This window comes from Streptomyces tremellae (assembly GCF_039540215.1).
GTDB lineage: Bacteria > Actinomycetota > Actinomycetes > Streptomycetales > Streptomycetaceae > Streptomyces > Streptomyces tremellae.
In genome coordinates this window covers 138463-150323 of the sequence record NZ_BAABEP010000011.1, presented here as the reverse complement: position 1 = coordinate 150323, position 11861 = coordinate 138463, and the positions used below count along the sequence as shown (strand labels likewise).

12 protein-coding genes and 1 pseudogene are annotated in these 11861 nt (G+C 70.9%); 6 read left to right on the top strand and 7 right to left on the bottom strand.

Annotated features, from left to right (window positions below; translation table 11 throughout):
- The 3 genes and pseudogenes from ABEA77_RS11450 to ABEA77_RS11440 all read left to right on the top strand — a co-directional run.
- Positions 1–984: pseudogene (locus ABEA77_RS11450) on the top strand (hypothetical protein); the annotation flags it as partial.
- Between the two features lie 13 nt (positions 985–997).
- Positions 998–1870, top strand: coding sequence for an immunity 49 family protein (locus ABEA77_RS11445; protein ID WP_345644860.1), 873 nt, complete (start codon positions 998–1000; stop codon positions 1868–1870).
- A 127-nt stretch (positions 1871–1997) separates the two neighbouring features.
- On the top strand, positions 1998–2462 hold the full coding sequence (locus ABEA77_RS11440; protein WP_345644857.1) for a hypothetical protein: 465 nt from the start codon (positions 1998–2000) through the stop codon (positions 2460–2462).
- A 42-nt stretch (positions 2463–2504) separates the two neighbouring features.
- Here ABEA77_RS11440 and ABEA77_RS11435 read toward each other — a convergent pair whose 3' ends face one another.
- Positions 2505–3512, bottom strand: a complete 1008-nt coding sequence (locus tag ABEA77_RS11435; protein WP_345644855.1) for a 1-aminocyclopropane-1-carboxylate deaminase — start codon at positions 3510–3512, stop codon at positions 2505–2507.
- An 85-nt stretch (positions 3513–3597) separates the two neighbouring features.
- Positions 3598–4311, bottom strand: a complete 714-nt coding sequence (locus tag ABEA77_RS11430; protein ID WP_345644852.1) for a GntR family transcriptional regulator — start codon at positions 4309–4311, stop codon at positions 3598–3600.
- Positions 4312–4963: 652 nt separating this feature from the next.
- On the opposite strand from ABEA77_RS11430, the gene ABEA77_RS11425 reads away from it, so the two are divergent.
- A complete protein-coding gene (locus tag ABEA77_RS11425) occupies positions 4964–5488 on the top strand; it encodes a hypothetical protein (protein ID WP_345644849.1) in 525 nt (174 codons plus the stop codon).
- A gap of 49 nt (positions 5489–5537) precedes the next feature.
- On the opposite strand, the gene ABEA77_RS11420 is transcribed toward ABEA77_RS11425, so the two are convergent.
- The 4 genes from ABEA77_RS11420 to ABEA77_RS11405 form a co-directional block, all read right to left on the bottom strand.
- Entirely contained in the window at positions 5538–6134 is a 597-nt protein-coding gene (locus ABEA77_RS11420; protein ID WP_345644847.1) for a hypothetical protein, read from the bottom strand.
- Between the two features lie 137 nt (positions 6135–6271).
- A complete protein-coding gene (locus tag ABEA77_RS11415; RefSeq protein ID WP_345644846.1) occupies positions 6272–7129 on the bottom strand; it encodes a helix-turn-helix domain-containing protein in 858 nt (285 codons plus the stop codon).
- A gap of 123 nt (positions 7130–7252) precedes the next feature.
- The gene (locus tag ABEA77_RS11410) at positions 7253–7465 is read right to left on the bottom strand and encodes a DUF397 domain-containing protein (RefSeq protein ID WP_345644845.1); all 213 of its coding nucleotides are present in this window, start codon (positions 7463–7465) and stop codon (positions 7253–7255) included.
- A 12-nt stretch (positions 7466–7477) separates the two neighbouring features.
- The gene (locus tag ABEA77_RS11405) at positions 7478–8305 is read right to left on the bottom strand and encodes a helix-turn-helix domain-containing protein (RefSeq protein ID WP_345644844.1); all 828 of its coding nucleotides are present in this window, start codon (positions 8303–8305) and stop codon (positions 7478–7480) included.
- A 200-nt stretch (positions 8306–8505) separates the two neighbouring features.
- Between ABEA77_RS11405 and ABEA77_RS11400 the strand changes: the two genes are divergently transcribed.
- Positions 8506–8838: a hypothetical protein gene (locus ABEA77_RS11400; protein WP_345644843.1), complete on the top strand. Its 333-nt coding sequence runs from the start codon at positions 8506–8508 to the stop codon at positions 8836–8838.
- Positions 8839–8842: 4 nt separating this feature from the next.
- Here ABEA77_RS11400 and ABEA77_RS11395 read toward each other — a convergent pair whose 3' ends face one another.
- Positions 8843–10651: an MFS transporter gene (locus tag ABEA77_RS11395; RefSeq protein ID WP_345644842.1), complete on the bottom strand. Its 1809-nt coding sequence runs from the start codon at positions 10649–10651 to the stop codon at positions 8843–8845.
- 346 nt (positions 10652–10997) lie between these two features.
- Here ABEA77_RS11395 and ABEA77_RS11390 point away from each other — a divergent pair, with 346 nt between their 5' ends.
- On the top strand, positions 10998–11657 hold the full coding sequence (locus tag ABEA77_RS11390; RefSeq protein WP_345644841.1) for a TetR/AcrR family transcriptional regulator: 660 nt from the start codon (positions 10998–11000) through the stop codon (positions 11655–11657).
- Positions 11658–11861 lie beyond the last annotated feature (204 nt).

Genomic DNA, 11861 nt, shown 5'->3' with positions numbered 1-11861 from the left:
CCCCACCCCCCACCCGCCCACGACCCCGCCACGCCGTCACCCCACGACCCGACCACACCGGAACACGAACCCCCGGGCACCCACCCCGACAGCGAACCCGGCCGCCCCTACCGCGAGATACTCGACCAGCAGGTCCACCGCGCCAACCACGACCCGGAGTACTTCAAGAAGTACTACCGCTCGAACGGCATCAGGAAGTCGACGGACGCACTGGACGACAACCGAAATCCGCTGCCACACCTGATCAAGTCGCATCCCAACGGCCCTTGGATCGCCGCCACAGATGCGCCGCCTCCGCTGAGTCCTGGCTATCTGGATCATGGAGCCATTCACGACACGGCGGGCTTGGCCCACGAGACGCATGACCTGCTGAACGGCAAAGCCCATGAACGGCTGACGGCAATTCGTGCGGACACGCCGAAGCATGACCCCCTGATGGCTTTGCGTGAAGCGCTCGAAAAGACGGGAACACCAGAGGATCGCGCTGCCTACGACGCGGCGTCCCTTGAACACACCCCTCTGCACAGGGCCGTGACAGAGACGAGTGAGCAGTACGGGGAACTGGTTGCTCAGCACCACGCCATACCGCAACACTTCGATGTTGAAGAGCAGATGACGCTCCACGGGCCGCGGAACGGCAACGATCAGTTCGACCAGGTATGGCGCCTCAAGGACGGCGGCTACGTGGTGGTCGAGGCCAAGAGCAGCCTCACCACCGACCTCGGTGCGCGCAATCTTCCAGACGGGACGCGGGCGTCGCAGGGAACGAGAGTCTACCTGGAGGACATAATGCGCAAAATGCAAGAGCGTGGCCCACTTCACCCCAGCGAAGCCCAGCTTTCAATGGAGCTGCAGGAAGCCCTGCTCGATGGAAGGCTGGAGTATGTCCTTGTCAAGGGAAATCCCGTCGAGACAGTGCTGCATGATGGAAGTATCGTCGGTAGGCACGGCGGTTACTACATGCGACGGTTCGACGTAAGTTAAGAGGAGTATCACCGTGGTCGAGGTTACCCGGCATGTCAGCCCCGGGCGGAACAGTGAAGAATACGTCCGCGTCATGGCGGAGAGCACTGTCAAGGCGGTCGGCTTTCTGAGCCGGTCCTCCGAGATGCTGGGAAGCGCCCTGTCGACCGCAGAGTTGCACGCGAAAGCCCGTTGTCTGATCGATCCGCGTGCCGCGCGCGTCGAGACCTGGGAAGCGGTGGTGACGGCAATGCAGATCGGATCGGCACTGTTCGCTGCCGCCGCGGCGCCACCCGAGACGACGATCCAGGCGCGCATTGACCATGACGTACGCACGATCCCTGCCGCCGGCCCCCGGGGCTTTGTCAGTCCCGGCAACTGGCTCACCGCCTTCTGGCTCGCCATCGTCTGCCGCGATCAAACACGTATGACCCAGCTCTGCGAAATCCCCCTCGACCTCTTCCGCGCATCACAGCGCAACGAGGGCTGGGAGGCGGACGAGTACGTCTTCCAGTGGATCGACACGCTTCAGACCTACTGGCTCCGGCGTCCCGGTGTCGCCGAAAAACTTCTCAAGACCATCGAGCTCTCCCACCCCGACACCGCCACCATCACCCCCAAGGACCTGCTCAACCACATCCTCTACCAGCCCATCAACTTGTTCCACCGCTTCGTCACTCATGACACCGACGGCTATGACCAAGCCCTCTATGAAGCGCTCCAATACCACAAGGGCTACTGGACATCGGACGAGGAGCGGGTAAACAATCCGACCGGATACATTGCGCTGGGCCCCCTCGCCATCACCTGTCTCGCTCACGACGGCGAATTCCCCCTCAACGTCACCTCCGACTATCTCCCCCACCACCTCATCCAACGCAGCTGGCTCGGTGAGTTCCCGACCTGACGGTCGCGATCCCGCCTCCGCCGTCTCTCGGGGGCGGCAGGCGCACTTGCGCCATAGAGACACTGTGTTGGCCGGCAATGCCCAGTGGCCGGGTCGAACAAGGGACTGGGAAATACCGAGTGAACCGATGCAGGGCCTGGCAGAAGACGCACGGAAGTGGTCAGAAGGGGCGCACCGCAACGCTGTCGGGCTTGCGACTGCTCTGGGGCTGCCGGCGGAACGGTACGCGGAAGATGCTCTGCTGCTGATGCCCGCACTGCAGAACTACGTGGACCTCCTGCCGCTGGGGGAGTTCGAAAAGGAGGACTGGATTGCGCTCCATACAGATCTCACTTCCTACCTCGGCGACGTACTCGTGCGGCGCTGGGGGGCCGCCTGGGGAAAGGTCGAGGATCCCGATTCACCGGTAGGTCACCGATATGTCGTGGAGGCCACGGGCCTGGACAATGCCGTCCACCAGGTCGAGCCGTACGACGTCGTCATGGAGGAGTTCGAGAATCCTCCGATCGGGATCGGCCGCATGCTCGCAAACGCGGAAGCTGTCCTGCATGTCACCCCGACCACGAACGGGCCTGCGCACACCACGCCTTGAAGCCGCCCTGCGTGGCATCGATGTGTTCTTTGCGGGCGGGGTTCAGTGGAAGGCGCCGGTGTAGGCGTTGAGGGCGGGTTGGCCGCCCAGGTGGGCGTAGAGGACGGTGGAGTCCTTGGGGATGGTGCCGTCGCGCACGAGGTCGATCAGGGCCGCCATGGACTTGCCCTCGTAGACGGGGTCGAGGATGACGCCTTCGAGGCGGCCGGTGAGGCGGATGGCGTCGAGGGTGGAGGGGGCGGGGATGCCGTAGGCGTCGCCGGCCCAGCCGGGCAGGAGGGTGATCTCGTCGTCGGCCAGGTCCCGTCCGAGGCCGATGAGTCCGGCGGTGGCGCGGGCGATCCTGGCGACCTGGGCGCGGGTCTCGGCCGCCTTGGCGGAGGCGTCGATGCCGAGGACGCGGCGCGGGCGGTCCTGGCCCGCGAAGCCCGCGATCATGCCTGCCTGGGTGCTGCCGGTGACACTGCACACCACGATCGTGTCGAAGAAGACACCCAACTCGCTTTCCTGCTGACGTACTTCCTCGGCCCAGTTGGCGAAGCCGAGGCCGCCGAGCGGGTGGTCGGAGGCACCGGCGGGGATCGCGTACGGGGTGCCGCCCGCGGCCCGTACGTCGTCGAGGGCGCGGTGCCAGCTGTCCTTCTCCCCGATGCCGAACCCGGCGTCGACGAGCCGTACGTCCGCGCCCATCAGGCGGGACAGCAGGATGTTGCCGACGCGGTCGTTCACGGAATCGGGCCAGTCGACCCAACTCTCCTGCACCAGAACGGCCTTGAGGCCGAGGTGCGCGGCGACCGCGGCGACCTGCCGGGTGTGGTTGGACTGCACGCCGCCGATGGTGACGAGGGTGTCGGCGCCCTGCCGCAGCGCCTCGGGGACCAGGTACTCCAGCTTCCGCGTCTTGTTGCCGCCGAACGCGAGGCCCGCGTTGCAGTCCTCCCGCTTGGCCCAGACGCGGGCGCCGCCGAGGTGGTCGCTGAGCCGGTCGAGCGGGTGCACGGGGCTCGGGCCGAAGAGGAGGGGGTGGCGCGGGAAGTCGCTGAGGGGCATGGGTGCTCCTTTGCCGGGGCGCGGGCGTGGTGCGGATGGGGTGGCGGGCGCGGTGTCGTCGGGGTGCGGGCGCGTCCAGCCGCGGTCAGTCCGGGGGTGCCGAACCGTCCGCGGAGGATTCGGCCGCGGTGTCGTCGCGGGCGGGCGCGGTGTCGAGGAGCGGCAGCAGGGTCCCCCAGTTGGCCCGGGTCGCGGCCACGGCGCCCTCCACGTCGCCCGCGGCGCACAGGTCGACGATGCGGTCGTGCTGGGCGACCGAGGCGCGGCCGCTCAGCGAGGAGAAGCGCAGGCGCTCCACGCGGCGCAGCACGGGGGTGAACTGTTCGAGGACGGTGCGGACCGCGTCGTTGGCCGAGGCGACCACGGCGACCTGGTGGAAGTCGTCGTCGGCGGCGAGCGCATCCTCGGCGTCGCCCCGGCGCAGCGCGGCGGCGAACCGGGCGTTGGCCCGGCGCATGGTGTCGAGTTCGGCCGCGGACAGGCGCGGCACGGCCTCGCGTATGGCGAGTTCGTGCAGGGCGGCCGTGACCGACTGGGCGCCGCGCGCGGCGCGTTCGTCGAGGGGACTGACGATGGTGTGCCGCCCGGGTTTCGTCCGTACGAGCCCGGCCTGTTCGAGCCGCGCGAGCGCTTCCCTGACGGGGGTGCGGCTGACGCCCAACCACGCGACGAGATCGGTGTCGTTGAGCCGCTCGCCGGGTGCGAGGGTGCCCGCGACGATGGCGTCCCTGAGCGCCGCGTAGGCGCGGTCGCGGAGGAGTGATCGGGAGACGAGCCCTCGGCCCTGCGGTACCGGCATGCAACATATTGCATGCTGCGCCAGGGGGCGTTGTCAATGGGGGCGTTGGAGCGGGCGCCCCGGCTCGCAGCCGGGGCCGGCCCCCGACACTCGCCGCAAACCGCGCACGCGCGATCAAGTGGCGTTCCCCGGTGCATTTCCGCCCTCATCCGCTCCGCGGACATGGCCGATTTACCTGAGCCGATTCACGTAACGCACTGTACTTCCGGATGCCGCAGATCGGTAATGAGCCGTCGATGAAATGCTTTCTGGTCGGCTGCGACGTCTGTGCGGAGTTCCACGCCCAGCGGTGCGTTGGTGCTGCTTTCGGTGTGGGCACCTGCGCGCGGGCGCCGTCCGGCCGCGGAAAAGAACAACCGTTATTCGAACACGGCGTGAAGGCCGGTGAGGGGTGGGGGCATCCGTGCCGCTCCTCGCGGGACCGCGGCCCGGGCGCGATCTGATCCATCGCGCCCGAGCGGCAGCTCCTGCACGCCGCAGCACCCGCACACAGCTGCCGTGATGCGTCCGGCTCCACAGGTCGGCATCCCGGCACAGGCGTGGCCACAGCGGTTTCGATTTTACCATGCCGCCGCTTATGGCCATTGCCGCTCTCTTCGCACGCAGGCGGGTCCAAGAGGCCCGCGCAAAACAGCGGAAAGGCTTAGGTGACATGCCGCCTATCACGGTCATATTTGTGGTGTCCGGCCTCGCGGTCTGGCTCAACGGGCTCGCATTCCTCGGAGTGGGCGCCAAGAAAGCGGAAGGGACGCCCGACCCCCTCGTCTCGGTCGGGTGGGTGACGCTCGTCGCGGGCGTCGTCGACTTCGCCGAGGCCGTGTACCTCCTCGCGGCCGTCCCCCCGGCCACCGGGATACCGCTGGCCGGCCTCGTCGTGTTCTACGCGACGTTCTTCACGACGCTCGGCCTCACCCTGGTCAAGGGCCTCGACCTCAGGCCCGTGGGGAACCTGGCGGTCGCGGTGGCCCTGGTGCCGCTGTTCTGGTGGTCGTTCTTCGACGGCACCTGGATGTTCCAGTCGATCCTGGCGGTGTGGGCGGTGGCCTTCCTGAGCGTGGCCGCCACCACGTACGGCAGGCTCCCCGGGCGGATCCTCGGCGGGGTGCTCACCGTCACCGCGCTCTACACCTTCCTGACCCCCGCGGTCCTGCTCGCCCTGGGCCACGCCATTCCCTGACCCGTGGGCCGCGGCGGTCCACGGTCCCGGCCGTGGACCGCCGCGGTACTCAACTCCCCTGGCGGGAACCGCCCCTTCGGCGCGCCGCCTGTACGTCGTCGAGCCAGCGGCGCAGGGCCGCCCGGCCGCCCCACAGCGCGCCGAGCGGCGGGAGGCCGCCCCAGCCGACCAGGACGAGCGGGGTCACCAACTCGCCGCCGCCCGTGGCGGAGTACGCATGGCCGGACCTGCGGCGCACGTCGATCGTGCGGCCCTCCTCGTCGCCGGAGGGCTTCACCGCGGCGTCCGGATCCGTGGTGTGCCCGTCGCTTGAGCGGTAGGTGCCCGAGCACACCCACGACGGCGAGTCGGAACTGCCCTCGTCGTGGCAGGAGGCGACCCGGATCGTGCCGGCGTCCCCCGCCCAGCCCGCCGCGTACACCAGCCGCTGCACCCCGAGTCCGAACAGCCAGAGGAACAGCAGGAGCACCGCGGCCACCCCTGCGGCCTTCCCCACCAGGCGCCGCAGGCTGGGGGATTGGGCCCTGGCCCGCCCCCGCGCCGCTGCCTGCCCCGGCCCCCGGCCCTGCCCCTTCTTCTGGGGCTGGCGCTGCGCCGGCCGTGCGGGCTTCGGGACGCGGGGGTCCGGTTTCGCGGTTCTCGCCATGTGACGCCTCCGTCGCCGGCCGCCGACCGGGCGGCCGGGAGGTGGGTCGGTGACCTCATCCTGATCGGGCCGCGTGGCCCTGGCAACTCCCCGCGTACGAGGGCTCTGCCCCGTGGCCGCGCCGCGCGCCGGCCCGCCTACAGCCGCGCGGCGATCCGCCGGATCAGCTCGCGCGACGCCGCCTCGTCCAGGCTGCGGGCCTCCAGGCGGTCGAGCACCGTGCGGTACCCGGCCAGGTGCGCGGGGCTGTCGAGGAGCATCGAGCCGTGCTCGGCGTCGAGTTGGACGGTGTCGAGCGCGGGGACCGCACCGCTCAGATAGCAGATGTTGCCGCCCGCGCCGGGGGAGGTGCCGGTGCCGAACGGCAGGACGCGCACCGTGACGTTGTCCCGGGCGCCCATGTCCAGGAGGAACCGCAGCTGTTCGCGCGCGACGGCCGGGCCGCCGAGGTCCAGGCGCAGCGCGGTCTCGTGCACGATCGCCGTCAGCCGCGCGGAGGCGGCGCCGTACAGCACGGCCTGCCGCTTGATGCGGAACGAGACCCGGTGCTCGACCTCGTAGGGTGCGAGGGGCGGTACGGCGTCGCTGATCACCGCGTAGGCGTGCGCTCTCGTCTGGAGCAGACCGGGTAAGTGGACGGCCGACGCGGTGCGCATCGCCGGGGCGTGGTGCTCCAGTTCCGCCAGGTCGAGCGCGTCGGGCGCGACCAGGTCGCGGTACGCGTCCCACCAGCCGCGGGTGCGCCCGCCGGTCATCTCGGCCAGCGCCTCGACGTATGCCTCGTCCAGGCAGCCGTAGATGCGGGCCAGCGCGCGTACGCGCTCGGCGCTCACCCCGTACCTGCCGGACTCGATGCTGCTGATGCGGGGCTGGGAGGAGCCGTCGAGCGCCCCTGCCTGACCCGCGGTCAGCCCGGCCGACCGGCGCAGCCTGCGGAGTTCCGAGCCGAGTCGGCGCTGCCGCACCGAGGCGGCGGGGAGTGTTCTTGAGGGCATGCGGCCCGGCCTCTCTCGCACGTAGGTGTAGCTACTGCGCTACTGTTCCAGTAGGAGACTCTAGCGGGCTCCGCACACTGCCGGCGCGCCTACAGGGCGCGTACCGGTGTGTTCTGTACGGCGTCAGCCCTGGGCCGCGCCATCCGTGAAGTGGTCGAACTCGCCTGCTTTGACGCCGAGGATGAAGGCGCGGAGTTTGGCGGGGGTGGTGGTGACGATGGTGGTGGGGTCGTCGCTCTCGCGGAGTTTGACGGTCCCGTCGGGCGCGCTCGCCAGGTAGATGCAGCTGTTGGCTTCGGCGCTGTGGGTGGACTTCTGCCAGTCGAGGCCGGGCATGGACGCTCCGTTTCACAACTCTCTGCGGACCCGGTGGATCAGGTCGCGTGATTTCGCCGGAGTGAGACTACAAGTTTCCATGCTGTCCAGCACGATTCGGTATTTGGCCAGCTGGGGACGGGTGTCCAGAAAAGCCGGGCCGTGGTCTGTATCGAGCTGGACGGTATCCAGCTCGGGTACACGCCCCGCGAGGTAGGTGACCCCGGCTCCGGAACTGGGGTAACTGCCTACCCCGAAGGGGATGACGCGAATGGTGACATGCGGCATCTCGCTCACCTGGAGCAGGTGCTCCAACTGGGCGCGCGACGTTTCGGGTCCGCCGAACCCCATGCGCAGGCCGGTCTCGTGCAGGATCGCGGTCAGAGGTGCAGGATCCTCTCGGTAAAGGACCTCCTGCCGCTTGATGCGGAACGACACGCGATGCTCGATCGCCGGTGGGTGAAAGGGCGGAACTGCGTCGGCGATGACGGCGTAGGCGTGCGCACGCGTCTGGAGGAGCCCCGGAATGTGCGCCATGGTCGCGTAGCGGAAAGCCGCGGTGTGGTGCTCGGCCTCCGCGAGTTCGAGCGCGTCGGCGGGCAGCCGCTCCCGGTACTCGTCCCACCAGCCGCGCACGCGCCCGCCGGTCATCTCCGCCAGGGCCTCGATGTACGCCTCGTCCATGCAGCCGTAGTTGCGGGCCATGGCGCGCACGCGGTCGGCGCCCACCGCGTACCGGCCCGCCTCGATGCTGCTGAGCCGTGGCTGCGTCGAACCCTCCAGGGCTGCCGCCTCGGTGACGGAGAGGTCCGCGAGTTCGCGGAGTCTGCGCAGCTCGGCGCCGAGTCGTCTCTGCCGCATCGAGGGCGGCATCTTGTGCGGGCTCACGTTGGCTCCCCTTCACTCATCATGACGGCTGTCCACGATTCTATGGCATGCATCCCGTCGTCGGGGTTAGCGTATCCCTGAGGCCGCTCCAACCGGCCCCGCCGAGAAGGCGGTTCTGCTTCGCCGTGCCCGGACGCGTCCGGCACCGCGCCTTTCTGGACCAGGGGAGATCCATGCCGAACGTACCTCCGCAGGAAACCGGCCAGGAGCCGTACGACTTCGAACGGGAGCTGCACGAACTCGTGTGCTGGAACGCGCCGCGGGTGTTCGCCGTCGTCGCGACGTACGACGTCGGCGGGCCCGGCGAGGACGCCTGCGTGGTGGCGTGGGGGCTGGCCAGGCAGGGGCGGGCCGACGTCTTCGCGGTGGACAGCGCGCGGGCGTTCCGGCTCGCCTCCCCCGAGCGCGCGGTGCGCTACTTCCAGCCCGAGGAGGACCGCTGCGGCGTACGGCTGGTGTGGCTCGATGAGGACGGCGGCGACGCCTCGGTGCTCACGGCCGCCTGAACCGTCAGCCGGCGTCCTCGTCCTGGAGGACGACCGTCCTGCGGGGCGCGACGAGGAGGAGGACCAGCAGGGAGACCGCGGCGGCGCAGGCGGCGAAGAGGAAGACGTGGCCGGTGGCGGCGTCCACCGCGCGGCGCAGGTAGTCGGCGCCCGCCGCGGTCAGGCTCCCGGGGTTGTCGAGCGCCTGGGACACGGAGTTGAGGTCGTGGAGCCCGGGCGTCGGCGCGTGCGCGAGGCGTGAGGCGAGCACGCTGTTGGCGACCGCGCCGAACAGCGCGGCGCCGACGCTCTGCCCGATCTGGCGGCAGAAGAGTATGGACGCGGTCGCCGTGCCGCGCTCGGCCCAACTGACCGACGACTGCACGCTGATGATCTGCGGCAGCTGGAACAGGCCGAGCCCGGCGCCGAGCAGCAGCAGGACGAGCACCGGCTGCCAGGGCGCGCCGGGGAACGGCAGGAACGGGAACATCAGCAGCGCGGCGAGCGCCATCGACATCCCGATCACACCGCTGCCCCTGAACCCGACGCGGGTGTACACGCGGCTGGAGAGCGCGCCCGCGATCGGCCAGGCGAGGCTCATCGCCGACAGCACGAACCCGGCGGGGATCGGGCTGAGTCCGAGCACCGACTGGGCGTACGTGGGCACGAACACCGTCGGCGCGACCATCAGCAGGCCGAGCGCGCCGAGTGCGAGGTTGACCGCCACGATGGAGCGCCGACGCCAGACCCAGCCGGGGATGATGGGCTCGGCGGCGCGCCGCTCCACGGCGATCGTCGCGGCGCCGAGCGCGGCGGCCGCGCCGAAGAAGCAGAGGCTCGGTCCTGACAGCCACGGCCAGGCCACGCCGCCCTGGACGAGCGCGGTGAGCAGCGCGCTGCCGGTGGCGAAGATCAGTACGGCGCCCGACCAGTCGATCCTGGCGAGGGCGCGGCCGGGGTGCGCGGTGCGCGTGGCCGAGGGCTCGTGCAGGTGCCGGGCGATGAGCGCGAGCGCGACGACGCCGATCGGCAGGTTGACGAGGAAGATCCAGCGCCAGTCCACGTAACCGGCGAACAGGCCGCCGACGGTGGGTCCCGCGACGGACGACGTCGCCCACACGGTGGACAGCTTGGCCTGGATCTTGGGCCGGTCCTTGAGCGCGTACACGTCGGCGGCGACGGTCTGCACGGTGCCGGTGAGCGCGCCGCCGCCGAGGCCCTGCACGATGCGGAACGCGATCAGCGACGGCATGTTCCACGCGGTCGCGCACAGCAGGGAGCCGACGACGAAGAGGGCGATGCCCGCGAGGAGCACCGGCTTGCGGCCGAAGGTGTCGGAGAGCTTGCCGTAGACGGGCAGTGTGACGGTGACGGCGAGCAGATAGCCGGAGAACAGCCAGGAGAAGAGGGGGAATCCGCCGAGGTCGCCGACGATCTGCGGGACCGCGGTGGAGACGATGGTGCTGTCGAGCGCGGCGAGCGCCGTCGACACCATGAGCGCGGCGACCAGCCGGCCGCGGCCCTTGGGTGCCGGGGCCGCCGGTGCCGGTGCGGGTGCCGCGGCCGGTGCGGGTGCCTCGGGTGCGGGTGCGGGTGCGAATGCCGGTGGCGCGGCTGCGGTGTCCGCGGGCCGCCCGCCTCCTGACTGCGCCCGACCGGCGCGCCGGGGGCCGCCCGGCAGTCGGGGCGGGTCCGTCCTGCCGGGGCTGTCCCGGGTGGCGTCGGCGGGTTCGTCGGGACCGCGCCGGCTGCCGGGGGCCGTGGCGCGGGCACGGGTGCCGCCCGCCCGCCGGTCGTCGTCGGTCTCTTCGGCCGGGTCGGTCTCCCCGTTCACCGGTGGGCTCCCCTTCTCGTACGCGACGCCGCCATGCACGGTGCCGTGCCACCCGCCCGTACGGGGAACGGCCCGCCCGCTCGACAGGCGTGCCCGTGCAGCGGGCGCGCCGGCCGCCCGGGGCGCGCGGCGCCGTGGCGCCCGTACGGCGGTGGTGTCCGCCGCACAGCGTCTCATTCGACGCCCACCGACGGGAGTGCGCCTGCTGTCGGCGGCTGCGCGCGGGCCCTCGGGGGCGTCTGTGACCAGCGTCTTTGTGCCCGGCCCCGGCAGTGCGCTTCCCTTTCTTGTCACTAAGTGACATCCTGTCTTCTAGTGACGGAACGGGGAGGGTGAGGAGCACACCATGGAGCCGAGGAAGCGCGGCGCGGGAGGGATGAGCGAGCAGCGGCGGCTGCGGCTGCGGCTTGAGATCTCGCGGGAGGCGGCGCGGCTGTTCTGGGAGCAGGGGGTGGCCGCCACGAGCGGCGACCAGATCGCCGAGGCGGTCGGGCTCTCCACGCGCACCATCTGGCGCCACTTCCGCAGCAAGGAGGCGTGCGCGGAGCCCGTCGTCATGCAGGGGGTCGTCACCCTGATGCGGGCGCTGCGCGGCTGGCCGCGCGAGGTCTCGCTGGAGGACCACCTCGCCGCCGAACTCGGCGGCCTCACCCGCGAGAACGCGCCGGTCGACTTCGCCGACGAGATGCTCGCGATGAAGATGATCCGGCTCGCCGACACCGAACCGGCTCTGCGCACCGCGTGGTTGATGGCCTGCGACCAGACGGAGGGCCAACTCCGCGTGGTCATCGGGGAACGCCTCGGGCGCCCGGACGACGACCTGGAAGTGCGGATGGCCGCGGCCGCCGCCGCCGCGGTCGTGCGGGTGCTCGACGAGCACATCGGCGCGGCCATCCTCGGCGGCGCCGACCTCGCGGAGTTCGCCGACGCGAGGGCCGTGGCCGACCGGCTGGCCCGCGCGATCCGCACCGCGACCGGCGGCCTCGTCGGTGACCCGGTCGCCTGAGGCGCCCGCCCGCACCACCCGCGGCCGTACCGCCCGGGGCACGGCCGCCGCACCGGCGTCCACCCACGGCCGTACCGATCGGGTCACGGCCGCCGCGTCCGTACCCGGCCGCTGCCGTCGCCGCACCGGCCGTGCCGCCGCGTCCGCCCGAGGACCGGCCCGCCTCGACCAGGGCCGCGGGCCCCGCCTCCGCCCGAGGTCGCG

Coding starts and splice junctions, on each gene's coding strand:
- ABEA77_RS11440 (WP_345644857.1), top strand. CDS start 1,998: ATGCAGGGCCTGGCAGAAGACGCACGGAAGTGGTCAGAAGGGGCGCAC.
- ABEA77_RS11435 (WP_345644855.1), bottom strand. CDS start 3,512: ATGCCCCTCAGCGACTTCCCGCGCCACCCCCTCCTCTTCGGCCCGAGC.
- ABEA77_RS11430 (WP_345644852.1), bottom strand. CDS start 4,311: ATGCCGGTACCGCAGGGCCGAGGGCTCGTCTCCCGATCACTCCTCCGC.
- ABEA77_RS11425 (WP_345644849.1), top strand. CDS start 4,964: ATGCCGCCTATCACGGTCATATTTGTGGTGTCCGGCCTCGCGGTCTGG.
- ABEA77_RS11420 (WP_345644847.1), bottom strand. CDS start 6,134: ATGGCGAGAACCGCGAAACCGGACCCCCGCGTCCCGAAGCCCGCACGG.
- ABEA77_RS11415 (WP_345644846.1), bottom strand. CDS start 7,129: ATGCCCTCAAGAACACTCCCCGCCGCCTCGGTGCGGCAGCGCCGACTC.
- ABEA77_RS11410 (WP_345644845.1), bottom strand. CDS start 7,465: ATGCCCGGCCTCGACTGGCAGAAGTCCACCCACAGCGCCGAAGCCAAC.
- ABEA77_RS11405 (WP_345644844.1), bottom strand. CDS start 8,305: ATGCGGCAGAGACGACTCGGCGCCGAGCTGCGCAGACTCCGCGAACTC.
- ABEA77_RS11400 (WP_345644843.1), top strand. CDS start 8,506: ATGCCGAACGTACCTCCGCAGGAAACCGGCCAGGAGCCGTACGACTTC.
- ABEA77_RS11390 (WP_345644841.1), top strand. CDS start 10,998: ATGGAGCCGAGGAAGCGCGGCGCGGGAGGGATGAGCGAGCAGCGGCGG.